We start from the raw sequence: 24,630 nt of genomic DNA, 5'->3' as shown, positions 1-24,630 counted from the left end.
CCTTCTCTTGTCTAGCTTAGGAGACATAGGTGGAAATGCGTAGTAGTTACTGCGAAGATTAAGCCAAAACTTTCAATGCCCAAACACCGACCAGCCGGTACGCTGCACAAACATTTCTAGCGCTTGAGTGCCTAACAGGCTGTTGCCGTAGGCGTCTAACCCCGGTGACCACACCGCTATTGAGCCGTGGCCTGGGGCGATGGCGAGAATGCCGCCACCTACGCCGCTTTTGCCAGGCAAGCCGACGCGAAAGGCGAATTCACCGGAGGCATCGTAGTGCCCGCACATCATCATTAATGAATTGATACGCCGCGCCCGCTGGGGCGCTACAACGCGAATGCCGCTGGGCTTATTAACGCCATCGGAGGCCAAGAACAGGCCAGCATGGGCGAGCTGCTGACAGCTCATGGCAATAGCGCATTGATGGAAATAGGTGCCCAGTACTTTGTCCACATCATGGCGAAGATGGCCAAACGCCTTCATAAAATGCGCCAGTGAGGCATTGCGGTCACGGTGGGCCATCTCTGAAGCCGCCACCACATGGTCGAAACAGATGCTGTCGTCATCGGCGATATAGCGCACAAAGCTGAGAAGCTCGCCCAGCGTTTCTTTGGGTTCATGGCCCATCATGATGGCATCGACCACCGCAATGGCTCCGGAATTTATGAACGGATTACGCGGTTTTCCGCTTTCGTGTTCGAGTTGAACGATGGAGTTGAAAGGGTCGCCTGAAGGTTCTCGGCCGACTTTTGTCCATAATGAATCGCCCATTTGACCAAGCGCGATGGTCAGCGTGAATACTTTCGAAATACTCTGAATCGAGAAAGGCGTTGTGGCACACCCAGCCGAGTAAACTCTGCCATCCACGGTGGCCAGTGAAATGGCAAACTGTTGAGGGTCAACATGGCCAAGCTCGGGGATATAGTCTGCGACCTTGCCGCGCTCTTCTGCTTGGGCCATGGCAGCCGCAATCTCATTGATCAAGTCTTGCATGGGCTAATCGTGTACCGTCAGTTGAGGCGGGGCATCACCCTAGCGGAAAAGTGTGGGGCTGTCTGCTATAGCAGTTAGCAAGATTCGGGTCGGTAATAACGCCTTAATCGCTTAGGCTACCCGTATAACTATTTGCCCAGCCCATTATGCGACGGCTAGAGAGAAGAAAAATGAATGATTATGCGCGTATCGAAAAGGCCATGGCCTATATGGTGGCCCATGCGGCGGAGCAGCCAAAGTTGGAAACCGTGTCTGCTCACGTTCATTTAAGCGCCTTTCATTTTCAACGAATTTTTTGTCGTTATGCGGGTATTAGCCCTAAGCGCTTTTTGCAGGCGCTGACGTTGGAGCGCGGCAAGCAACTGATGCAGTCGTCAACCTCATTGCTGGATATTGCTCATACGCTGGGACTAAGCGGTGGCTCGCGGCTTTACGATCACTTTGTGCAGTTAGAGGCTGTCACGCCTGGGGAGTATAAGCGCCAAGGTGAAGGCGTGGAGATTGCCTATGGGGTTCATGAAACGTCGCTAGGTAGTATGTTTGTGGCGGTAACGCCCCGAGGCATCTGCCGAATGGGCTTTGTCGATGCCACCCGTAGCGAAGATTTGCTGGTACGGCTTGCCAAAGAGTGGCCGCGCAGCACGTTTCAGCACACTCCTGAAGCCACCCGCTACGCGGTAGACGCGCTATTTTCCGAACCCGAAGAGGGCGCCGCCGCCTTGTCACTACATGTGACCGGCACCAACTTCCAAATCGCCGTATGGCGGGCATTGCTGACGATCCCCGAAGGCCAGCTGGCCAGTTACTCGCATATCGCCCAGGCGTTGGGCACGCCAAAATCTTCCCGAGCAGTGGGCAACGCGGTGGGTGCCAACCCGGTCGCGCTATGGATTCCCTGTCATCGGGTAATTCAGCAAAGCGGCGCACTCGGAGGTTACCGCTGGGGGTTGGAGAAAAAGCAGATGGTGCAAGCCTGGGAGTTAGCGCAATTGGATACTACTAAGAGTGAGGCGGGGTATATCTAAGCAAATATTTCTGAGCAGTGTAAGTTGCCCGTTTGATGCCATTGCACCCCTAAGCCCCTCCCGCTAAAGTCTCGCTCTTGTTCACCTGGGCGAGATCGCTTTATGGCCACACTGATGATTCAAGGCACCACCTCGGATGCGGGTAAAAGCACTGTGGTGGCTGCCCTTTGCCGCGTGCTGGCAAGGCGTGGAGTATCGGTCGCGCCATTTAAACCCCAGAACATGGCGCTGAATAGCGCCGTGACCGAGGACGGCGGCGAGATTGGCCGTTCCACGGCGTTACAGGCGCAAGCCTGCTATTTAGCGCCCCACAGTGATATGAACCCGGTACTGTTAAAGCCAGAAACCGATCGTGGCGCCCAGGTGATTTTACGTGGCAAAGTGCATGGCCATATGGATGCTCTGGATTATCACGCCTATAAACGCACCGCGAAAGAGAGCGTGATGGCGGCGTGGCAGGCGTTGGAAAACCGCTTTGACGTGATTGTTGCCGAAGGTGCGGGCAGCCCTGCTGAGATCAACCTACGCGAGGGCGATATCGCCAATATGGGCTTTGCCGAAGCGGCTGATTGCCCAGTGATACTGGTGGGGGATATTGACCGAGGTGGGGTATTCGCCCAATTGGTGGGTACGTTGGCGCTATTGAGCGCGAGCGAACAGGCGCGTACCAAAGGCTTTATTATCAACCGCTTTCGGGGTGATATAGCACTGCTAAATCCTGGGCTCGAGTGGCTGGAGGCGCGTACAGGGAAACCCGTATTCGGAACACTGCCTTATTTACAGGGGCTGCTGCTCGATGCCGAAGACAGCATTGGTTTAACCCACGCTGAAAAGGCTAGCCAGACGCTTAACGTGATCGTTCCGGCGCTGCCACGCATCAGTAACCACACTGACTTCGATCCTCTGCGGTTGCACCCACAGGTATCGCTGACCTTTGTGGGGCCCGACCAGCCGATACCCGCCGCCGATGTGATCATTCTGCCCGGTAGTAAAAGTACCGCGAGCGATTTGGCGTGGTTAAAGCAACAGGGTTGGGATAACGCCATTCAGCGCCACCTGCGCTACGGCGGCAAGGTGTTAGGTATTTGCGGTGGCTTTCAAATGTTGGGTGAATGGGTAGATGACCCTGACGGCCTGGAGGGAAAACCTGGAAAAGTAGCAGGATTAGGACTGCTTCCTCTTACCACCCGCATGGTGGCGGGAAAGCAACTGCGGAATGTGAGTGGTTTAACGGTGGCAGAGGGCGCTACCGTTACTGGCTATGAGATCCATAACGGCGTAAGCGAGGGGGCTGCGCTTAGTTCGCCGCTGTTTGATTTAAATGGACGCCCAGAAGGCGCCGTTAGCAAAGATGGCCAAATAATCGGTACTTACCTGCACGGGTTATTTGACCACCCGGAGGCCTGCCAAGCCCTACTAAAGCAGCTCGGCCTGATTAATGCTGATAAGAGTGACTATCAAGCTCACCGGGAGCGTGAGCTTGACCGTTTAGCCGATATGCTGGAAGCCCACATTGATATTGAGGCGGTTATTGCGTTGATTGATGTGGGCGCTTCGCCATCACAGTGATTTCAATACTGCTTCCTCCGTAGAGGCTAGGGGATTCGGTACAGGTGCGGGCAGGGTAGCGTCCAGGTTCAAAGTACTCCGCGTAAACAGTGTCCATGTCTTGGATAGCGTGTAGATCCGTGAGGTGGATATCCACCCGCAATATGTCCGCTAAGCTGCCGCCTTCCATTTCAAGCATGCGCGATAGTGCGCGCATCACAAGGCGGGTCTCTTCTTTAACGTCGCTTTTGACTGCGTGGCCGTTAGAGAGATCGTCAACGGTCAGTCCTGAAATAAACACATAGTGATCATCGACTACCATGTGGCTACCGGGGAAGCTTGGTGTGGGCATGGTAGGGTCATTCATAAAGGTGGGCATACTAGCTCCTTCTAAGTGATGTTCACGCTTACAGTTCTCTTCGACAGGTTGTTAACAGTAGTGTTCAGTATCAGTAAAAATGAATGGATCCCGCGGTGAGGCATGTCGCGCTGTCAAAACGGCGATAATTACTCTAGGCTTGCGGCTTTTTAGTCGGTGAGGATGATTTAAATGAAGGTCGTACACGTTAACGCAGAGGCCCAGCGCAACGCCTGTCTGGCGCGATTATGCGCTGAGGTTTACGGGCAACAGGCGGGTCTAACGCCGCTGGTCGTGTTTACCGGGACCTGTAATGTGTTATTCCCTCAACAAGCCGCGCGTCTGTTTGCCGCCGTTGATGGTCAGGGTAAGCCTCAAGCGCTGGCGCTACTAGTGCTGGACGAAGAGGGCGAGGGCATGACAGTGACCCACGCCTGCGCGCTTGGCCATGCAGATGCCCAGCAGCGTTTGATCAGCGAGCTTACCTTGAAGGCACCGCTGCGAGTTGACGTTGATACTGCCGAACAAGAGGCGTTCTATCAAAAAAGTGGCATTAAGCGCTGGTTTGGTGGAGCGGATGGAAAGCGCATCGGTTTAGGCGCACGCCACCCCGCCAAAAGCGTTGGCGAACTGGCGGCTACCCTGAGTTTAGATGAAGCGCTGATCCTGCGGCGTTTCAAACACGACCCGAAAGCATTTGATGAGGCTAAACAGGCTTTTTTGCAGGGCTTAAACGCTTTTCCGCAAACGCTTTAATAGCTCTCAGAAAACGCTGCATTTCAGTTCATGCAACCAGATTGCACGCTCTGGTCATATTTTTTTCGTTTCAGTTCGATAAGCTGGTCAGCTTGATTAGCTTATATAAAGGTGAGGCATTGATGGCACTACCGATTATGGATAACAGCCAACGTTACGGTGTGATTAGTCGCTTGTTGCACTGGGGTATGGCGCTACTGTTTGCTTGGCAGTTTACTAGCGCCACGGCGCGTTGGTTGTTTCCAGACACGCCCTTCGAAGAGTTCTTCTGGGGCACCCATTATCCGGTGGGTATTCTGCTGCTAACGTTTGTTGTATTGAGGGCGTTGTGGGCGTTGGTCAACGCGTCACGCCGCCCGCCACCGGTCAGCGTAATGGCAACGCTTGGCCATCTTGCGCTCTACGGCTTGATGATGGCGATTCCGACGATTGCGCTTATTCGCCAGTACGGTTCGGGCCGCTCACTTGAGGTGTTTGGCATTACGTTGATGCCAGGTTTTGAAGGTGAGGAAATCACCTGGATGACGGATCTGGGCGGCTTGCTCCACGGTGAGCTGGGCTGGACACTGTTAGCGCTGATCGTAGGGCACATCGTGATGGCCATTTTGCACCGCAGGCTAACCAATCACGACGTGCTAACGCGCATGGCCAGATAAAAAATGGCCGGATAAATAAATAGACTACTTCTTCGCTAGCTCGCGCATGGCGGTTTCCAGACCCTCCATGGTCATGGGGTACATGCGGTCATCGATGACCTCGCGGATCAGTTGGGTAGAGTAGGTGTACTCCCAGGCTCGGGTCGGCATCGGGTTAAGCCACGCCAGGCGGGGAAACGTACCGCATAGACGCTTAAGCCACACGCCGCCCGCTTCGTCGTTAAAGTGCTCTACACTACCGCCGGGGTGGGTGACCTCATAAGGCGACATAGCCGCGTCGCCGACAATCACTACCTGATAATCCGCGCCGTAAGTGTGCAGCACGTCCATGGTCGGGATGCGCTCGTTACCGCGGCGCAGGTTATTGCGCCACACCCCTTCGTACAGGCAGTTATGGAAGTAGTAATGCTCCAGATGCTTAAACTCTGAGCGGGCGGCAGAGAACAGCTCCTCGCAGACGCGAATATGGTCATCCATCGAGCCGCCCACATCCAAAAACAGCAGCACCTTCACCGTGTTATGGCGTTCTGGGCGCATCTGCACGTTGAGCAGTCCCGCATCTTTAGCGGTTTCTCGAATGGTGCTATCCACGTCGAACTCTTCAAGTGCCCCCTGACGGGCAAACTTACGCAGACGGCGCAGCGCCATTTTGATATTGCGCGTGCCTAATTCCAGTGAATCATCGTAATCACGAAAACGCCGCTCGTCCCATACCTTGGTGGCGCGGCGGTGGCGTGAGCCATCCTGGCCAATACGGATGCCTTCCGGGTTGTAGCCGTAGGCGCCAAACGGGCTGGTGCCGCCGGTGCCGATCCATTTATTGCCGCCCGCGTGGCGCTCTTTTTGCTCCTCTAGGCGCTTTTTAAACGTCTCAATGAGTTCTTCGAGGCCGCCCAGGGATTCAATCTTGGCTTTCTCTTCGTCAGTCAGCTGCTTCTCAAATTCCCGGCGTAGCCAGTCATCGGGAATCAGCGCCTCAATGGCGGCGTCCATGTCCTCCAGGCCTTTAAACCAGGCGGCGAAGGCACGATCAAAGCGGTCAAAGTGGCGCTCGTCTTTGACCATCACCGTGCGGGCCACTTGATAGAAAGCTTCCATGTCGGCGAACACCACACCGCGCTCCACCACGGCGTGTAGATCCAGCAGCTCGCGTAGCGACACCGGAACCCCAGCGCGCTTTAGTGTTTCGAATAGGCCGATAAACATGGCTTAGCGGCCTGTGCCTTTCTGGCGACGGATCATAAACGCCAGGCGCCCAAGCAGTTGGGTGTCCTGCTCATTTTTAATCAGTGCGCCGGCCATCGGCGGCAGTGCTTTGGCTGGGTCGCGGTTGTAGAGCGCTTCTTGGGCAATATCGTCAGCCATCAGTAGCTTGAGCCAATCGACTAGTTCAGACGTTGAGGGCCTTTTCTTTAATCCTGGCGCTTTACGTAGCTCGAAAAAGACTTCCAATGCCTCGCTGACCAATTTGGGGGCGATATTAGAAAAGTGTACATCGACAATCGCCTGCATGGTCTCGCGATCAGGGAACTCTATATAGTGGAAAAAACAGCGGCGCAGGAACGCGTCCGGCAGCTCTTTTTCGTTGTTTGAGGTGATGATGATTATCGGGCGCTGTTCGGCGCGGATGGTTTCACCGGTCTCGTAAACGTGGAACTCCATCCGATCCAGCTCTTGGAGCAGGTCGTTGGGGAATTCGATATCGGCCTTGTCGATCTCGTCGATCAGTAGCACCACCCGTTGATTGGCGGTAAAGGCTTCCCACAGCTTGCCGGGCTTGATGTAGTTGGCGACGTTCTCTACACCTTCAACGCCTAACTGGGAATCCCGCAGACGGCTGACAGCATCGTACTCGTATAACCCCTGGGCCGCCTTGGTGCTGGATTTGATATGCCAGGTAATCAACTGAGTATCGAGGGACTCAGCCAACTCTTCAGCCAGCAGGGTTTTGCCGGTGCCCGGCTCGCCTTTGATCAATAGCGGTCGCTCGAGCACCACGGCAGCATTTACCGCCTGTTTAAGCGCATCGGTTGCGATATAGGAAGAGGTGGATTCAAACGCCATGGGAGAGCCTCGGCTTGTCGAAAGCGGGTTTATAAATGGATAAACGGATTCAAACAAGTGTACGTGAGGGTAAACCCCAAGGCCAACTAGCTGATTAACAGATTGGCGCTTAGCCCTGCCAATTTGGCGGGACTATGCCTTGGCGCTGCATTTGCCGGTATACGGTTGGTCGCGAAACCCCCAACATGCGAGCCACGGCGCTAATGTTCCAATGCTGCTGCTTGAGCATTTCCAGCAAGGTGTGGTTGGTGCCGCTACTAGCGTCTGCAGTCAGGGGAGTTACCTGCCGCGTGATGCGTTGGCCTAAGCACTGCTCGGGTAAGTCATGAACGGTGATTTCGTCGCTTTCTGAAGTTGCCAGGGCGAAGGCCAGGGCATTCTTTAGCTGACGGATGTTGCCGGGCCAAGCGTAGGCGAGTAGGGCGCTGATGGCATCGGCGCGCAGGCGCATTGATCGATTGGATGCGCGCTCTTGGATAATGTCGTCAAACACACGGCGGATAACATAGAGCTTATCGGCGCGGTCGCGTAGCGCGGGAAGGTGCAGCTGGGCCCCGTTAAGGCGGTAATAGAGATCTTCGCGGAAATCGCCCTGCTCAATCATTGCATTGATATTACGGTGGGTGGCGGTAATCACCCGAATATCGATCTTCACAGGCGTATTGGCACCTAGCGGCATGACTTCCCGTTCTGCCAGCACGCGTAGCAAGCGCGTTTGCAGTGCCAGCGGCATATCGCCGATTTCATCTAAAAACAGTGTGCCGCCGTGGGCTTGGGGAATCAGCCCGGGCATGCCTTTGGCGCGCCCGCCAGTAAAGGCGCCGGGCTCGTAACCAAACAGCTCGCTTTCGATCAGCGCTTCGGGAATGGCGGCACAGTTTACCGCGATAAAGGGCTTCTTAGCACGGGTGCCGCTGTCATGCAGTGCACGGGCAACCACTTCTTTGCCGGTGCCGGTTTCACCGCTAATCAGCACATTGACGCTGGCTTCATTGCGCAACCGCTCAGCCAGCTTCTGCACTTTGCGCATGGCGGGGTCGTCGGCGCCTAAGCGTGCCAGTGGCGTCGGTAGGCTGGAAGGAAGCGATTGAGCTTGCAGGGCAGGGCGAGGGCGGCGCGGTTCAAGCAAACTAATAAAGTAAATCGTGTTGTCGACCCTGGCACGAAAAGCGCGCAACTGATCGTCGGTGGCGCTGTTGATGCTGAGAACATCGGTGATCTCACACTCGAACAGTTCTCCTAGTCTGGGGGTAGGGTCTAGCGACCAGAGCGGCCAGCGGCGCTGGTGTTCGGCAATCAATTCGCGACCCACTGCGTTGGCAGCAATCACCTGCCCGTTCTCTTCAATGGCGATGAGTCCGCGCCCGTTTACATGCACAAACTCTCGCGAGGTATCCAGCCGCACCATCAGACAGTCGCGGTAGCGCCGCAGAAAATAGGCGTCCTCAATCATGCGCGCGTAGAGCGTTACCAGCGAGAGGCTAAAATTTTGGCTCTCATGCTGGGTAGGTGATTGCAGTGCGGATATATCTAGCACTGCCATGACGTTGCCTTGCGGGTCGGCGATGGGGGCGGCAGTGCAGGTAAGCGAAATATGCGAGGCGTCGAAGTGCTCCTGACGATGGCAGATAATCGCCTGACGATCGTGTAGGCAAGTGCCTACTGCGCAGGTACCCGCGAAGCGTTCGTCCCAATCGGCACCGAGATAGAGCCCCGCTTTGCGCAGTTGCTGGTCTTGGTTGGGATCACCACGAAACTCAACGGTTATCCCGCGGTGGTCGGTGAGCAGCAGCACGTAGCCTAGTTGAGCAATTTGCTGATAAAGCTGGTCAACCCCGGCTCTTGCCACGTGCAGTAGTTCATCCACGGATTCCCGGTGCTCAATCAGGATTTGCTGGGGCACCACCCGGGCTGGGCGGGGCTGGGTGGGGTCGAGTTGGTACTCGTTTAGGCAGCGCAGCCAGGAGCGTCGAATAGTCGGCTGGGCTGGTAGCTGGGGCATTTCCAAGCCTTCGCCGAGCTGGAAAATATGCTCGATATGCTGGCGCTGGACGGATTGCAGCCGTGCAGGCAGGGGCGCTCGAGTGGGCATGGCGTGGTTCACCGTGGGGCTTGTTATTTTGTCCTTCCAGCCTATGCGCTCTGGCGTGGGTGTCAACGCAGCGCTACTAAGCCGTTAGTCCTGCGTTACACCTGTAACGTTGTTTACAACTAGATGTGACAGGTGTACGCCATTGTTCAATGGTTAATCGACAACTGCTTTTAAAATTTATTTATATTTTTCAATATATTATGGTTTTTATTAAGTAGTTGGCACGACAGGTGCTTAGGATTGGGTGTCTCACAAGAAATTCAACAATAACAAACGATGGAGTACCTGCTATGTCCGAGATACCGGCACAAACCCAGCACACCGCCACGGCCACTGTTCAAGGGTGGCTGAATGATTTTGATAAGGCGCTGCAAGCCCAGAATATTCAGGGTGTGCTCGCGCTGTTTAATGAAGAGTGCTACTGGCGCGACTTCCTTACCTTCACCTGGAATTTAAAAACCAGCGAGGGCCAAGATGATATCCAAACCATGCTCAATGCCACCCTGGAGAACGCACGGCCTTCGAACTGGCAGCTAGAGGGCGAAGCAACTCAAAATGGCAATATCGCCGAGGCATGGTTCACCTTTGAGACCGCTGTAGCCAAAGGTAAAGGCTACCTGCGGCTGAAAGAGGGTAAATGCTGGACGCTGCTAACCACAATGCAGTCACTGCAAGACTATCCTGAACCGCGTAATCATAACCGCCCCAAAGGGGCTGAGCACGGTGCCAATAAACAGCGTGAAACCTGGTTAGAGTCACGGGAGCGCGAAGAAACGGAGCTTGGCTACACACAACAACCCTACTGCGTGATTCTTGGCGGGGGGCAGGGCGGTATTGGTTTGGGTGCACGACTAAAGCAGATGGGCGTGCCGACTATTATTATCGAACGCAACGAGCGCGCGGGGGACTCATGGCGCAAGCGTTATAAATCGCTCTGCCTGCACGATCCGGTGTGGTACGACCACCTGCCCTATATTCCTTTCCCTGAAAACTGGCCGGTGTTTGCGCCCAAAGACAAAGTGGGTGATTGGCTGGAAATGTACACAAAGGTGATGGAGCTAAATTATTGGAGTTCTACTGAGTGTCAGAATGCGCGCTTCGACGAAGCCGCAGGCGAGTGGGTGGTGAACGTAACGCGCAACGGCGAAGCGATCACCTTGCGACCCAAGCAGTTGGTGATGGCCACCGGGATGTCGGGGATGCCTAATGTGCCGACCTTTCCAGGTGCGGAAAGCTTTGTAGGCGAGCAGCAGCACTCCAGCCAGCATCCAGGGCCGGATGCCTACCAAGATAAGAAGTGCGTTATTGTTGGCGCCAATAATTCGGCCCACGATATTGCCGCCGCGCTGTGGGAGCACGACGCCGATGTGACCATGCTGCAACGCTCATCCACCCATATCGTTAAGTCGGATTCGTTGATGGAGGAAGTGCTCGGGCCATTGTATTCGGAAGAAGCCGTTGCCGGCGGGGTTACCACTGAAAAAGCCGACCTGATTTTTGCCTCGATCCCCTACAAGGTGCTGCCGGACTTTCAGCGCCCGGCGTTTGAGGCAATCAAACAGCGCGACGCCGAGTTTTATCAAAAGCTGGAAGATGCGGGTTTTCTGCTCGACTTCGGTGACGATGACTCCGGGCTGTTTTTGAAGTATCTACGCCGGGGTTCGGGTTACTACATCGATGTGGGCGCCTGCGATCTGGTCGCCAGCGGCGATATCAAGTTACGCAGCGGCGTAGGCATTGAGTGCATCAACCCTCACTCCATCACCCTTACCGATGGCAGTGAGCTAGAGGCAGATTTGATCGTTTATGCCACCGGCTATGGCTCCATGAATGGCTGGGCGGCACGGCTTATCTCCCCAGAGGTCGCGGATAAGGTCGGCAAATGCTGGGGCTTAGGCTCCGATACCACCAAAGACCCCGGCCCGTGGGAGGGCGAGCTACGCAATATGTGGAAACCCACCCAGCAAGAGGCGCTGTGGTTCCACGGCGGCAACCTGCACCAGTCACGGCACTACTCACACTATTTGGCGCTGCAGTTAAAGGCCCGCATGGAGGGGCTGGAAACGCCTGTCTACGGTCTGCAGCCGGTTCACCATACGTCTTAACAGGAAGGGAAAGCCATATTGGTGATCCCTTCAAATCGCCTGTATCCGTAAATCTGAGGATTCCCAAGCGTAAACACATACACATGATGCTTTGTGATGCAAAGAGGCCTCAAAGTGCTCGATACTGGTGCACTTTGTTTGCTGCAGTGCGTAGGAGCTTGATGCTTGTTATGTGTATTTTTATTAAGTGTGTGATTTTTAACAATATTTAAAAAATTGGCATGCAGGTCGCAGTATGTATGGCAAAGGATGGGTGAATAGAGAGGCGCAATTAACCACTTGGCTTCTTTTCCTTCTTCATCCACGTTGCTACCGGCTGGTAGCAATAAACCGAGTGAGCTGGCGTGCTCCACCTGGGTCCCCTTCGGGGGGCTTTTTTTATGCCGGGATTTTATGAAGAGGCAAAACTAGCAGGGTGATTTTACTTATAACGATGTTTTACAGGATGTTTGGAAACGGTGTTCTAATACTATATACTGTATAGGTACGCCGGATGTCTGGTACCGCAATCCCAAGCGCAAGGAACATGCGCTGCATAGAGAGGATGACCCTGATGAGTAATATGAAACTGATTTCTGCTGCTGTTATCACTGCTGGTTTTGCGCTGGCAAGCCAGGCGGCGCTCGCTTATAACGCCGGTGACGTTTTCGTCCGTGGTGGCGTTGCCCAAACGGACACGGGTTCAGGTAATGGCAATCTGAATGGTGATTCACTGAACGTGCAGAGCGCTCGCGGCTTCACTTTCGGTGCTGGCTACCTGTTTACCGATAAGGTGGGCGTTGAGCTCAACAGCTCTGAAAAATTCGAGCATGATTTGAATACGGCTGCTTTAGGCGATGTGGGTAGCGTAGATCGTCTGCCTGTTAACCTATTAGTTAACTACTACCCGATGGGTGGCCTGGATTCCAAAGTTCAGCCTTATGTAGGTGCTGGTCTTAATTACACGCGTTTCTCAGGCGAGCCGACAGGTGTCAGCATTGATGAGAGCTACGGCGCGATTGGTCAAGTAGGTGTAGATCTGGCCGTGACTGACAACGTCATGCTTAATGGTTACGCAAGCTATGCCGATGTTAATGCAGACATCAATGGTGGTGCTGGTGGCGAAGTCGATATCGAGCCTGCGACGTTTGGTGGCGGTATCACTTACCGCTTCTAATTTCGCTTGATAGTCTGACGAAATTCAATGCCCGGCCATGTGCCGGGCATTGTTAGTTTCAGCGCTTGAAAAGCGGAGAGTCAGAGCACTAGGGCGTTAGATTAACGTAGCCGCTTTCTGTTACCGCCACATTGTCTTCTATGCGGATGCCGCCGCAGGAAGAGAGCTGGTCAATCAATGGCCAGTTAAGAGGCAAGGATGTGTTACGCAGCGGTTCTAGCAGCATATTGATAAAATACAGCCCGGGTTCAATAGTAACGACCATGCCTGGGCGCAGTGTACGTGTAAGCCGCAGGGCTGGGTGCTTTACTGGGGCAGGCGCTGGCGTACCGTCAGGGTTGCGCAATCCGGCCACATCGTGCACTTGTAAGCCCAAAGAGTGACCTAACCCATGTGGGCAGAAAGCCCTTGTCACGCCTTCGGCAACCGCTTGTTTAGCGGTGCCTTTAAATACATCATTTGCCACCAAAATTTCGCCCAGGTGATGATGCATTTGCTCGTGCAGCGCGAGGAAGCTAACCCCTGGGGCCACGCCTCTCACCAACTCTGCTTTTAAACCAATCATGGCGGTCACCAGTTCGCCAAACACAGCGGGTGCATCGGGGCCCGCGTAAGTGCGGGTAATATCGGCACAGTAGCCACGAAAACGACGGCCTGCATCGACTAGCAGGCTATAGCGCTGCTTGGGTGCGTGAAGGTCGTAATGCTGATAATGCAGCACGCCTGCATGCTCATTTAAGCCAATAATATTTTGGTAAGGCACGTTTGACTCGCGCTGACGGCTAGACCCTAAGTAGGCCAACTGGATATCCAGTTCACCGGAAGCGCCAATAAATGCGGCCTGAGCTGCCTGATGTCCTGCGATTGCTAAACGGTTGGCTTCACGGATGCAGGCGATCTCATAGGGCGTCTTGAATAGTCGCAGTTCATCAAGAGCCGTGACCAGTGCCTCTGGTTGTCGTGCCACGTTTGGCATCGGCTGGGTGCTAATGGCCAGTGACTCAATATCACCCATCATCGCAGTCTGGCCCGTTAAGGGCGGAGTGTTTTTGTCACTACAAAGGTGTATATCGAACGCCTCTACCCACGGCTCATCGGGTAGATGCGTGGGTAAATGCCAAAAATCCGCTGGCGCGTATAAATACAGCTGGGGACGCTTTTCAGGTTGGACAATCAGCCAGCTGTGCTGTACGTCGGCTAATCCGACCCAGTGCATAAAATGGCCATAGGTCTGAAAAGGGGGCGTATGATCGTCAGCAAAGTGCACGCTGGCATGACCGCTGTAAATCGCTAGGCTATCAAGCTTATGCTCAGCCAAAATGCTCGCATAAGCACGCTGTAGGTGTGCAATATGCTCAAGTTGCAAAGTAAATAAGGTGTTTGACATATAAGCTGTGCCTTCTCTTATGTAAGCTTTCTCAAGTACGCGTTCAGGCACGTGGCGGTGCGAGTTCGCTCCAGAATCCGTCTAGCTCAGCATGGCGATGGCTTTGATGGCGATAAAGGCGAAGCTCCATGGGCACATCCCAGCGGCTGTCGCCCGCTCTCACCAACGTGCCCTGAGCAAGCTCAGCGGCTACATTGCGCTCAGGCAACCAGCTCATACCGTAACCAAGCAGCACCAGCTCTTTTATCCCCGCGGCGTAAAGGTTTTCGCTTTGCGCCGTTAAATAGGTGCTCTGTGGCAGCCTGGCAAGATGCGCCTTAACGGCGGACCCAAGCAGTCCGCGCTTGGGGTAGGCAAGACAAGGGGCCGGTTGTTGGCGTGACCCTGGCAATAATGCGCAGGGAGCGCCCTTTGCAGTGAGTCCGGTTACCGGAATCAGCCTTTCATGGCCAATGACCCGGTAGGTACAGGCGCTGGTGTCGATATCCAGATCGCAGCGCCCGATCGGCCAATAGCAGATCGCCAAGTCGCACTCGGCACGTGCCAACGCTTGAAAATAGTCGCTAGCTTCCCAGCCGGTCGCCCGCAAGTAGGGCTGCACGCGCTCTTGCCAGCCTGTAGATGCCAGCCACTCGGGTAAAAAGTGCGGTAGTAGGCTTTGCGGCGCGGCGACCATAACCCGCCGCTGCTGGCCGGCACTGATTTCGCGCACACGATCACGGGTTAGCCGCACGCGCTCGGTCACCTGCTCGCACAAGGTTAAAAATTCCTCTCCTGCCGGAGTGAGCGAGAGCGGCAGCGTCTGACGATTAATCAGCGTCACGCCCATCTCCTCCTCAAGCAGTTTAATGCGTCGGGAGAAGGTGGGCTGTGTGACGTGTTGATCATCTGCTGCGCGAGAAAAGTGCCGGGTTCTGGCCAGGGCGATAAAATCTTCTAGCCAGCGAATTTCCATGCGCTACCTCTTAATGCAGGAATCAATAGCCGCCTCACAGGCGCCCCTCTTCAACAGCGTGGCACGCCACACGGGTTCCGTCATGCTGTGTTTGCAACACCGGAATCTCCTGTTTACAGCGTGCGTTGGCATATGGGCAGCGGCCATGAAACACGCAGCCGCTAGGCAAATTAACCGGCGTCGGAACTTCGCCGGTTAGCCGAATATGCTGGGGCCGATCATCCTTTAACCGCGGAATCGCCGAAAGCAGTGCTTGAGTATAAGGGTGGCGCGGCTTTTCAAACAGCGTGGCCGTGGTGGCAATTTCACATACCGTGCCTAAGTACATCACCGCCACACGGGTACCAAAGTGCTCGACTACCGCTAAGTCGTGGGTGATGAACAGATAAGTCAGGTTGCGCTCTTGCTGAGCTTCCATTAGCAGGTTGAGTACCTGGGCTTGAATGGATACGTCCAGCGCGGAAATAGGCTCGTCGGCAACGATAAATTCAGGGTCGACGGCCAGGGCGCGGGCAATCGCGATACGCTGGCGTTGACCGCCTGAGAACTCGTGGCCAAAGCGCTTGCCCCAGTCAGGGTCGATACCCACCGAGCGCATAACCTCGCCAACCTTGTCGAGAATCTGTTCTCGTTTCCAGCCAGGGTGGTGCAGGCGCAGCGGCTCTTCCAGGGTCTGCTGAATAGTCATGCGCGGATTGAGCGACGCATAAGGGTTCTGAAAAATCATCTGCATACGCTTGCGGTAAGGCAGCAACTGACGCGAGCTTAAGTTATCGATGCGCTTGCCGTCGTAGCGAATCTCACCTTCCGATGGAGTGAGTAGCCCCATAACGGTGCGCGCCACGGTAGATTTGCCGCAGCCAGACTCACCCACCACGCACAGCGCTTCACCGCGTTTGATGTCCAGGTTAACGCCATTAATCGCGTGGACATGCTCTTGATGGCGAACCAGTTTGCCGCCTTTGAAACGTAGCTGGTCGAGAAAATCCCCTGAGAGAGAGAAGCGCTTTTTCAGATCGCGGATCTGCAGCAGCGAATCAGCGCTCTCTTCGTTCTGACCATGCGCGAGGCTGGATAAGGGATTAGCCGCGAGGGTTTCGGCCTGCGCACTCATGAGCTTTCCTCCTTCAAACGGCGGTCTTCTAGCATCTCTGCCACCATATGACATGCCACTTGGCAGTTGCCGGATTCGACAAACTCGGGCACTTGCTGGGTACACGCAGGGCGCGGCTGACCATCGGCACGGTTAATAAAATCACAGCGTGGATGAAACGCGCAGCCGCTAGGCAAATTAGACAGCGACGGCATGCTGCCGCGAATCTGATTAAGCTTTTCGCCGGGTGTGGCCATCTGTGGCAGGGCGTTGATTAACCCTTGAGTATAGGGGTGCTGCGGGTCATTAATAATTTCCCGGGTTGGGCCTTGCTCTATTACTCGGCCGGCGTACATAACCAGCATGCGCTGGGTGACTTGGCTGACTACACCCAGGTCGTGGGTGATCAGAATTAGCCCCACGTTATGCTGCTCGCAGAGATCCAGCAGCAGCGCCATGATCTCGGCTTGAATGGTTACATCAAGCGCTGTAGTGGGCTCGTCGGCGATAATAATGTCGGGGTCGAGCAGCAGGGCAATGGCGATAATAATCCGCTGGCGCATACCGCCTGAAAGCTCGTGGGGATACTGGTCCAGACGCGTCTCCGGCGACGGAATTTGTACCTGGCGAAGTTTATCCAGGGCAATGGCGCGGGCCTCTTTGGAAGAGGTGCGCCGATGCGCTTTTAAGCACTCGACCATCTGATCGCCAATAGAAAGCACCGGGTTGAGCGTCATCATTGGATCTTGGAAGATCATCGAAACGCGATTGCCGCGTACTTTACGCAGGCCGCGCTCAGACATGCGGTTAAGCACCTGACCATCAAACGTTATCGTGCCGCCGGCGATAAAGCCCGGCTTGGCAATCAAGTTGAGCAGCGAGAACGCGGCAACCGACTTGCCTGCGCCGGACTCTCCGACAATACCCAAACGCTCACCGCGCTCAAGGCTGAAACAGATATCCCGCAGGGCGTGCACCTCTCCCTGGCGCAGCGCAAAACGGACATCGAGGTTGTTGACTTCAAGTAGTGCCATGGTGTCCTCAGCCTTTGTAGAGTCGTGGGTTCATGACATCACGTAGCCAATCGCCGAGTAGATTGATCGACAGCACCAGCACCACCAGCACCGCACCGGGAATCAACGTGATCCACCAGGAGCCTGACTGGATATAGTCAAAGCCTGATTTAATCAATGAGCCTAGCGACGGGTGCGTTTCCGGCATTCCCAGCCCCAAAAACGACAGCGCCGCTTCAGAGATAATCGCGTTGGCTATCTGTACCGTAGAGATAACAAAGATCGGTGACATGGTATTGGGTAGCACGTGGCGGAACATAATTCGCTTGCTGCGCAGCCCCATGACGCGGGCGGCATCCACGTACTCTTTGTTCTTCTCAGCCAATACCGAGGCGCGCACGGTACGCGCGTATTGCGGCCATTCGGCAAGACCAATGATTAAGATCAGCATCATCACCGCGTACTGGCTGTAGAAGGCACTGCCCATGGTGGCTTTGACCAGCGCACCCACCACGATAGCGACCATGAGGGTCGAGAACGACAGCTGAATATCGGCCAAGCGCATTAACAGAGTATCCACGCGGCCGCCCAGGTAACCCGCCATTAGGCCGAAAGTGACCCCAATCAGGGCCTGCAAAATCACCGCACCAAAGCCGATCAGCAGCGAGACGCGGGTGCCGTAGAGCACGATTGACCATAAGTCGCGGCCCTGAGCATCGGTGCCCAGCGCGAAGCGATCATCAGCGCCATCGATCCAGAAGGGCGGCAACTCGGATGACATGATGTCGATCTGGGAAAGGTCGTAAGGGTTGGTTGGTGCCAGCAGCGGGGAGGCAAAGGCGGCGATAACCATGCAGATAAACACGGCCAAGCAGAGCTGGGCGGTGTAGTCACGCTTGAAGCTGTACCACATATAAGAGGCGCGTAGGCGCGCCCAGCGGCTGGGAGACGCGCTCGCTGGTGAGGAGTTGGTTGGGGTGCTCATGCGGGCTTCCCAGTCAGTTTAACGGTGGGGTTCACCAGGCCGTAGATCAGATCTACGATCGTATTGGTGACCACAAAAATAACGCCGACAATCATTAGGTAGGTCACAATCAGGGGTATATCGGCACGATTGATCGCATCCAGGAACATTAGTCCCATGCCCGGCCATTGGAAGACGGTCTCGGTTAAGATGGTGTAGGCCACCATAGTACCGATCTGCACGCCACCCACGGTGATCACCGGTAGCATGGTGTTTTTAAGGGCGTGAACAAAATACACGCGGCGCATTGAGATGCCTTTGGCGCGAGCGTATTTAACGTATTCTGACTGCAGCACTTCCATCATTTCAGCGCGGATCAGGCGAATAAACAGCGGTAGCATAATAGAGGCCAGTGAGACGGCCGGTAGCACCAAATGCTGTAAGCCGTTCCAGGTGGCTAAGTTGGTATCCCATTCTCCAACCACATTGACTAAGTCATAACCTCGGCCAAAGGAGGGCATATTGCCTTGCGTCGAGAATAAATCATTCAACCAAGCACCCCAGCCGGTGCTTGCGGGGAATATGCTGACAGTAATGCCAATCGCAAAAATTTGAATCAGCACGATCGCGGTCAGGAACACCGGAATCGAAATGCCAATAATCGATACGCCCATAAACAGGCGAGAAATCGGTGACCGCGGCTTAATGGCGCTATATACCCCTATGGGAACTGAAAACAGCACAATAATCAGTGTCGCGGCAAATACCAGCTCTAAGGTGGCCGGTAAGTGGCGGGCAATAACTTCCAACGCCGGTTCGCGATAGAAGTAGGAGTAGCCAAAATCACCTTGCACGGCATTTTTGGCAAAGCGAACGTACTGCACTAGAAAAGAGTCATTAAGGCCTAAACGCTCGCGTATTTCAGCGCGCTCGCTTTCCGGCACCGACTGGCCGACCATCTGCTGTACGGGGTCACCCAGGTTATCCTGAATGGCGAAGGCCAGCACGCTGATGACAAACATCACCAAAATCGCGTGCATCAGCCGCTTGATTAAAAAGGCAATCATGGCGTACGCCACCTATATGAAAGGTTCAACAAAGGAGCAGGGGCATGCTATGCAGAGTTCTTCGAGGCTTGAACCGCTAACCAAAAGGCTTCGCCCCCTAAACATTTAGGGAGCGAAGCATCCTTGCGATCAACTATTTCACAGTTAACGCTTGTGCAGTTAACGCTTAGTCGTCGCTGCGGTTAATCACCAGGTCACCCAGGTAGGGGAAATCGATAGCGTTAACAACGGGCTCAATCTCGATGCCATCGGCGGCAGCGTAAGCAAGGTTCTGCCAGTGCAGCATAATGAAACCGACATCTTCGTAGAGCATCGCTTCAGCTTCACGCAGCATTTCGTTGCGTTTTTCCAGATCGGTTTCGCTATCCGCTGCGGTTACCAGTGCATCGATCTCTTCGTTGCAGTAGCTACCGTAGTTGTACTGACCAGCGCCAGACTCTTCATCGATGCAGAAGGAGAGGTACTGGAAGAAGTTGGCGGTATCTTCCGTATCCGCATGCCAACCAATCATCGCCATGTCCGATTCGCGGCTATCGTACTCAGGCCAGTACTGTGCCAGCGGCATGGCGCGCAGATCAACGTTAATATTGATTTGCGCCAGCATATTTGCCACGGCCTGAGCGATCTGGGCATCGTTCACGTAGCGGTTGTTGGGCGCAATCATTTCAACACTGAAGCCATCCTCATAGCCCGCTTCAGCCATCAACTCTTTAGCGCGTTCAATATCGTAACGCGGCACTAACTCGTTGTTGTAACCAGAGTAGCCTTCTGGGGAGAACTGGCCAGCTGGCGTCGCGAAACCGCGCATCAAACGATCAGCAATGCCTTCTTGATTAATCGCTAGATCAACCGCTTGGCGAACACGGGTATCCTGAAAGGCTTCAACGCGCTCTTCATTCATTTGGAAACCAATGATACGCGTGCCGTCAACTTCTACTAGATTGACGCCATCGGCTTCGCGTACACGGTCCAAATCGTTGGGCGGTACAGCATCGATAAAGTCAACGCCACCGGAGAGCAGAGCGGCAACCCGCGAGGCGTTCTCAGCGATCGGCGTCAGCACGATGTTGGAAACATTGCCTTCGCTTTCGGTATCCCAATAGTCTTCAAAACGTTCTAGATCAACCCGCACGCCCTGACGACGGTCGGTGACTACGAACGGGCCGGTGCCGGAAACGTTGCGCGAAGCAAAGGAGTTGCCCGCTTTAACGATTTCAGCTTTGTCGTTGCCGTCGTCGGTTTCACCGCCATAGAACTCGCTGTCCAACGGGAAGATGTAAGTAGCCAGGTTGAGTAGCAGCGGATAAGGCTCGCTGGTAACGATTTCAACGGTGTAGTCGTCAATTGCTTCGGCGCTGGCAACCAGTTCAAAAATAGCGCGGTAGTCGGGGCTCTCTTTCAGACGCTCAATGGTCCAAACCACGTCTTTAGCAGTGAACTCGTTACCAGAGTGAAAGGTAACGCCTTCACGCAGGGTCATGCGCGTGGTGGTTTCGTCTACTTGCTCCCATTCGGTGGCCAAGCGCGGCTCGAATTCAAAATCTTTTGTCCAGCGGATAAGCGGATCAAAAGCTAGGTGTGAGAAGCGCAGCATGCCGCCAGAGAGCTGCTCGTGGATATCGAGAGTTTCAGGGTCGGCGGAGTAGCCAATGCGGAGTGTTTCAGCGCTTGCGGTCATCGGCAGTAACGTCGTACCGGCAACCACTGCACCAATAACGGAAGCCAGAAGGGTCTTCTTGAGCGTCATAATCGTTCCCTTGGGTCATTGTTTATTGTTCGTTTTACCGTTGCTTTGCTGGTTTGAAGCACCAGCAAAGCTATGCTTCAAACCATGCAAGCGCCAGTAAAACAGGCACGGTCAAATCGTAGGGTATCTTTTCAACCTAAGTTGATAACCTAGAGTAACAACATAGAGAGTGCCTATCGGTACATACAATCGAAATAATGACAGGCATCATTCGTCTGCTAAATGACATGGCTAATAGCGGCGCAGTACTGGCTTTTGATTAGATAAAAGTAGCAGTCGTGTGGATGCGCAAAGATAGCCGGAGAAAACGTATGTGGAAAATAATCGGTATAGCAGCGCTGGCTTGGTGGCTGCCTACTCACGCTATGGCCACTGAACCAACCACCGAACCAACAACTGAAACGGACGCTGAAATTAGTGGCTCGCTGGACGGTGATTCACGCGAGTGGTTTATTTTAAGCCATGGTAGTGACTCCAATGCTTCGTTCGTTGAGTCAGGCGACGATATAAAAATTGATATTACAGGGTTTATTGACGATGGCGCATGGGAAACCCAGGAGTCGCTCTCTATTAGCCTGACCGTGCAAGCAGAGCAGTTAATAACTGCCGTGATTATTCACCCTATCGGCGCTTCAGTATCGCCGCCGCTGTATACCTCAGAGGGGGCAGAAGTGGCCGTAACGCTGACACACTATGAACGTGACCGCGGTCGGATTCATGTGGCAGGTAGAATCGAAGGGCAACTAGCACTGCAACTACAGCTAGAAGAGCCGCCCAGCCAAGAGGAGAGTATAGAAATCGGCGTTGAGTTTGATCTCGAAGCGCAAAAAATAGAGTTTTAAAAAGGCGACTAATAAAAACATCGGATAATGAGTTCTAGTTCCCGCGGCCAGCTTTCGCCGACCTCGGGGAATGTCCTAATAACGCTGATTAATCAAACTGCTTATGCAACCACGCATTAATCGTATTGGATTCATACATCCACTCTTCGCGCCCGTCGTCGTGGGTGATTTTCAAGCAGGGCACTTTGACTTTCCCGCCGCCTTCCAAGAGTGCCTGCTTATGGTCCGGGTCAAGCTGGGTATCGCGCAGCTCAATATTCAAACCCAGGCGCGCTATCTCTTTACGTACTTTGATACAAAACGGGCAGGAGCGAAATTGATACAGGGCAAGACGCTGACATGATTCGTCAATGCGGGCTTGCTCTTCGGGCGAGCGTTCGACTGACTTAGGCGTGGAGAGCTTTTCAGAAATTAGCATAAACGGGGCAAGTACCACGCGAAGGCCACGGAAAAAATAGCGAATTAAAATGCGCATCGAAAGACTCCTTTGCTGATGTATCGGCTTACACCAGCGTGACGAGTGGGAAGGAAGTGATAGTCACTATTCATAAACAGTGGCCGCATCCTGCAACAACTAAAAGGATTTGTCACTTGAAGGGCATTTTGCCAGCGATAATCTCGGTTTATAACGATGAGGTGATGAGCAAAGCGAGTCAGCATGCTAGGCTATTTGGCTATTTTTACGTCTTATTTTGGCGTTTTATTCAATTCGTTTATTCGCGATTGACGGGGCGAGAGCCATGCATCTGCATATTATTGGTATCTGCGGCACCTTTATGGGCAGCCTAGCGCTGCTGGCGCGCGAGTTGGGGCATCAAGTGAGTGGCTCCGATCAGCATGTTTATCCACCCATGAGTACCCAGCTTGTTGACGCAGGCATTACGCTGAAGGAGGGCTACCACGCTGACCATTTATCGCCTGTGCCTGATCTGGTGATAGTGGGTAACGCGATGTCGCGGGGCAATCAAGAGGTAGAGGCGCTGCTTAATAGTGGCGTGCCGTATACCTCAGGCGCGCAGTGGCTGGCCGAACACGTATTGCCGGGGCGGCGGGTTATTGCGGTAGCGGGTACCCATGGCAAGACGACCACCGCGAGCATGCTGGCGTGGCTGTTGGAGAGCGCTGGCCTATCGCCGGGCTTTTTGATTGGCGGCGTACCGCGTAATTTTGGCGTTTCGGCGCGCCTGGGCGATGCAAAGGCACCGTTTGTGGTGGAAGCCGACGAGTATGACACTGCCTTCTTCGATAAACGCTCTAAGTTTGTGCACTATCGTCCGCATATCGCGATACTTAATAACCTTGAGTTTGATCACGCGGATATTTTTGCTGATTTGGCTGCCATTGAGCGCCAGTTCCATCACTTAGTGCGCACCGTGCCCAGCCAGGGCCATTTATTAGTCGCGGATGAGCAGCCCGCCCTTGAGCGTGTGCTGGCCCTAGGCGCTTGGTCGCCGGTAGCGCACTTTGGCGGTCAGGCTACAAGTGAGTGGCAGTTCAAGCTTGAGCGCGACGACGCTAGTCGTTTTCAGGTGATCTATAGCGACGATAAGCAGGGCCAGGAAGAAGACGCTATCGTCGAGTGGCCGCTTACCGGCGAGTATAACGCGCGCAATGCTTTGGCGGCGTTGTCAGCTGCCTACTTGTGCGGGGTAGATTTAGCCCGTGGCTGTGCGGCGCTGGCGCGTTTTGAAACGCCCAGAAGGCGCCAGGAAGTGCGCGGTGAAATTAATGGTATTCAGGTGATTGATGACTTCGCTCATCATCCCACGGCGATTGCGGCAACGCTTAAAGGTTTGCGCGCGGCGACAACCAAAGGGCGCTTATTCGCGGTGATTGAGCCGCGCTCTAATACCATGCGCTTAGGCGCACTGCGCGAGCGCTTAATCGACAGCGTAGCGGATGCTGATAGCGTGTTCTGGTTTCAACCCGCTGAGCTGGATTGGTCAATGCAAGAGCTGGTGGCGGCCCAAGGTGCTCATGCGCAGCTTTATAGCGATATTGATACGCTAGTTGCTGCCGTGGTCACACAAGCGTCACCGCTCGACCGTATTGTCGTCATGTCCAACGGCGGTTTTGAGGGTGTCCATGAGCGTTTGCTTGCCGCCTTAACGGCCGCTCAAAAAAGCGCTGAAGAGGGGCAAGCGTGACCCAACCAACTGAAATTGTTTTCAAAAAGCCGATTACCGTCGCTCTCACCGGCGCGTCGGGGGCACAGTACGGGCTACGCCTGATCGATGTACTGGTCGCGGCGGGCCATGAAGTGTGGGTAATGATCTCAAAAGCCGCGCACATGGTAATCGCCACGGAAACGGATATTGTGTTGCCTGCACAGCCCCAGCGTTTAGCCCAGGCGTTAAGCGAGCGCAGTGGGGCGCAGCCGGGGCAAATTCGCTGCTTTGGCCGCGAAGACTGGATGGCGCCAGTCGCATCAGGTTCTGGTGCGCCCTCTGCCATGGTGGTGTGCCCGTGCTCCACCGGTACGCTTTCTGCTGTGGCCACCGGGGCCAGCAACAACTTGATTGAGCGGGCGGCCGATGTGGCGATTAAAGAGCGCCGAACGCTGGTGTTGGTGCCGCGTGAAAGCCCGCTATCGCCCATCCATCTTGAGCATATGCTGGCCTTGAGCCGCTTGGGAGTGGTTATTTTGCCTGCCGCTCCAGGTTTTTATCATGGCCCGAAAAGCATTGATGACCTGATTGATTTTATTGTGGCACGTATTCTTAACCAGTTAGGCATTGAGCATTCGCTGGTGCCTCGCTGGGGCGAAGTAGGCAGTACCGGCCACGTCTCATCAGCCAAGGATGAGTGA

Annotated in this window: 22 protein-coding genes; 9 read left to right on the top strand and 13 right to left on the bottom strand. The window is 54.5% G+C overall.

Going from position 1 to position 24,630, the window contains the following annotated elements; genetic code table 11:
* Positions 1-72 precede the first annotated feature (72 nt).
* Positions 73-993, bottom strand: a complete 921-nt coding sequence (locus tag ACQE2I_RS10630) for a glutaminase (RefSeq protein ID WP_427028082.1) — start codon at positions 991-993, stop codon at positions 73-75.
* A 170-nt stretch (positions 994-1,163) separates the two neighbouring features.
* Here ACQE2I_RS10630 and ACQE2I_RS10625 point away from each other — a divergent pair, with 170 nt between their 5' ends.
* A complete protein-coding gene (locus ACQE2I_RS10625; RefSeq protein WP_427028081.1) occupies positions 1,164-2,018 on the top strand; it encodes a bifunctional transcriptional activator/DNA repair enzyme AdaA in 855 nt (284 codons plus the stop codon).
* 102 nt (positions 2,019-2,120) lie between these two features.
* Positions 2,121-3,587 (top strand): cobyric acid synthase, encoded by a 1,467-nt coding sequence (locus ACQE2I_RS10620; protein WP_427028080.1) that lies wholly within the window; start codon positions 2,121-2,123, stop codon positions 3,585-3,587.
* Here ACQE2I_RS10620 and ACQE2I_RS10615 read toward each other — a convergent pair.
* Positions 3,547-3,945 carry a RidA family protein gene (locus ACQE2I_RS10615; protein ID WP_427028079.1) on the bottom strand — a complete coding sequence of 133 codons (399 nt, stop codon included), beginning with the start codon at positions 3,943-3,945 and terminating at the stop codon, positions 3,547-3,549. The two genes, ACQE2I_RS10620 and ACQE2I_RS10615, sit on opposite strands and share 41 nt — an antisense overlap.
* A gap of 171 nt (positions 3,946-4,116) precedes the next feature.
* Here ACQE2I_RS10615 and ACQE2I_RS10610 point away from each other — a divergent pair, with 171 nt between their 5' ends.
* Together ACQE2I_RS10610 and ACQE2I_RS10605 are read left to right on the top strand one after the other, a co-directional pair.
* On the top strand, positions 4,117-4,680 hold the full coding sequence (locus tag ACQE2I_RS10610) for a hypothetical protein (RefSeq protein ID WP_427028078.1): 564 nt from the start codon (positions 4,117-4,119) through the stop codon (positions 4,678-4,680).
* A 122-nt stretch (positions 4,681-4,802) separates the two neighbouring features.
* Entirely contained in the window at positions 4,803-5,336 is a 534-nt protein-coding gene (locus tag ACQE2I_RS10605; protein ID WP_427028077.1) for a cytochrome b, read from the top strand.
* A 24-nt stretch (positions 5,337-5,360) separates the two neighbouring features.
* Here the strand turns inward: ACQE2I_RS10605 and ACQE2I_RS10600 are convergent, their stop codons facing one another.
* The 3 genes from ACQE2I_RS10600 to ACQE2I_RS10590 form a co-directional block, all read right to left on the bottom strand.
* A complete protein-coding gene (locus tag ACQE2I_RS10600) occupies positions 5,361-6,542 on the bottom strand; it encodes a vWA domain-containing protein (RefSeq protein WP_427028076.1) in 1,182 nt (393 codons plus the stop codon).
* 3 nt (positions 6,543-6,545) lie between these two features.
* Positions 6,546-7,400 (bottom strand): AAA family ATPase, encoded by an 855-nt coding sequence (locus ACQE2I_RS10595; protein ID WP_427028075.1) that lies wholly within the window; start codon positions 7,398-7,400, stop codon positions 6,546-6,548.
* Positions 7,401-7,509: 109 nt separating this feature from the next.
* Positions 7,510-9,492 (bottom strand): sigma-54-dependent Fis family transcriptional regulator, encoded by a 1,983-nt coding sequence (locus tag ACQE2I_RS10590; protein WP_427028074.1) that lies wholly within the window; start codon positions 9,490-9,492, stop codon positions 7,510-7,512.
* A gap of 290 nt (positions 9,493-9,782) precedes the next feature.
* On the opposite strand from ACQE2I_RS10590, the gene ACQE2I_RS10585 reads away from it, so the two are divergent.
* On the top strand, positions 9,783-11,597 hold the full coding sequence (locus tag ACQE2I_RS10585) for an NAD(P)-binding domain-containing protein (RefSeq protein WP_427028073.1): 1,815 nt from the start codon (positions 9,783-9,785) through the stop codon (positions 11,595-11,597).
* A gap of 553 nt (positions 11,598-12,150) precedes the next feature.
* Positions 12,151-12,753: an OmpW/AlkL family protein gene (locus tag ACQE2I_RS10580; RefSeq protein WP_427028072.1), complete on the top strand. Its 603-nt coding sequence runs from the start codon at positions 12,151-12,153 to the stop codon at positions 12,751-12,753.
* A gap of 88 nt (positions 12,754-12,841) precedes the next feature.
* Here ACQE2I_RS10580 and pepQ read toward each other — a convergent pair whose 3' ends face one another.
* The 7 genes from pepQ to ACQE2I_RS10545 all read right to left on the bottom strand — a co-directional run bounded on the left by pepQ (position 12,842) and on the right by ACQE2I_RS10545 (position 20,979).
* Positions 12,842-14,140, bottom strand: a complete 1,299-nt coding sequence (gene pepQ / locus ACQE2I_RS10575; protein WP_427028071.1) for a Xaa-Pro dipeptidase — start codon at positions 14,138-14,140, stop codon at positions 12,842-12,844.
* Positions 14,141-14,183: 43 nt separating this feature from the next.
* Complete coding sequence (locus tag ACQE2I_RS10570) at positions 14,184-15,095, bottom strand: LysR family transcriptional regulator (protein WP_427028070.1); 912 nt, start codon at positions 15,093-15,095, stop codon at positions 14,184-14,186.
* A 34-nt stretch (positions 15,096-15,129) separates the two neighbouring features.
* Positions 15,130-16,209 (bottom strand): ABC transporter ATP-binding protein, encoded by a 1,080-nt coding sequence (locus ACQE2I_RS10565; protein WP_427028069.1) that lies wholly within the window; start codon positions 16,207-16,209, stop codon positions 15,130-15,132.
* Positions 16,206-17,222 carry an ABC transporter ATP-binding protein gene (locus ACQE2I_RS10560; protein ID WP_427028068.1) on the bottom strand — a complete coding sequence of 339 codons (1,017 nt, stop codon included), beginning with the start codon at positions 17,220-17,222 and terminating at the stop codon, positions 16,206-16,208. The genes ACQE2I_RS10565 and ACQE2I_RS10560 overlap by 4 nt, the downstream gene beginning before the upstream one ends.
* A gap of 7 nt (positions 17,223-17,229) precedes the next feature.
* Entirely contained in the window at positions 17,230-18,186 is a 957-nt protein-coding gene (locus tag ACQE2I_RS10555) for an ABC transporter permease (protein ID WP_427028067.1), read from the bottom strand.
* Positions 18,183-19,232: an ABC transporter permease gene (locus ACQE2I_RS10550; protein WP_427028066.1), complete on the bottom strand. Its 1,050-nt coding sequence runs from the start codon at positions 19,230-19,232 to the stop codon at positions 18,183-18,185. The genes ACQE2I_RS10555 and ACQE2I_RS10550 overlap by 4 nt, the downstream gene beginning before the upstream one ends.
* Positions 19,233-19,398: 166 nt before the next feature.
* Positions 19,399-20,979 carry an ABC transporter substrate-binding protein gene (locus tag ACQE2I_RS10545; RefSeq protein ID WP_427028065.1) on the bottom strand — a complete coding sequence of 527 codons (1,581 nt, stop codon included), beginning with the start codon at positions 20,977-20,979 and terminating at the stop codon, positions 19,399-19,401.
* Between the two features lie 311 nt (positions 20,980-21,290).
* Here ACQE2I_RS10545 and ACQE2I_RS10540 point away from each other — a divergent pair, with 311 nt between their 5' ends.
* A complete protein-coding gene (locus ACQE2I_RS10540) occupies positions 21,291-21,821 on the top strand; it encodes a hypothetical protein (protein WP_427028064.1) in 531 nt (176 codons plus the stop codon).
* A gap of 88 nt (positions 21,822-21,909) precedes the next feature.
* Here ACQE2I_RS10540 and ACQE2I_RS10535 read toward each other — a convergent pair whose 3' ends face one another.
* Complete coding sequence (locus ACQE2I_RS10535) at positions 21,910-22,296, bottom strand: glutaredoxin family protein (protein ID WP_427028063.1); 387 nt, start codon at positions 22,294-22,296, stop codon at positions 21,910-21,912.
* Positions 22,297-22,561: 265 nt separating this feature from the next.
* Between ACQE2I_RS10535 and mpl the strand changes: the two genes are divergently transcribed.
* Together mpl and ACQE2I_RS10525 are read left to right on the top strand one after the other, a co-directional pair.
* On the top strand, positions 22,562-23,968 hold the full coding sequence (gene mpl, locus ACQE2I_RS10530) for a UDP-N-acetylmuramate:L-alanyl-gamma-D-glutamyl-meso-diaminopimelate ligase (protein ID WP_427028062.1): 1,407 nt from the start codon (positions 22,562-22,564) through the stop codon (positions 23,966-23,968).
* A complete protein-coding gene (locus tag ACQE2I_RS10525) occupies positions 23,965-24,630 on the top strand; it encodes a flavin prenyltransferase UbiX (RefSeq protein ID WP_427028061.1) in 666 nt (221 codons plus the stop codon). The genes mpl and ACQE2I_RS10525 overlap by 4 nt, the downstream gene beginning before the upstream one ends.

Origin of the sequence: Halomonas sp. H2, assembly GCF_050215315.1 — a bacterium.
GTDB lineage: Bacteria > Pseudomonadota > Gammaproteobacteria > Pseudomonadales > Halomonadaceae > Vreelandella.
The sequence above is the reverse complement of the archived record's forward strand: the minus strand, read 5'-3'. Positions and strand labels throughout refer to the sequence as shown.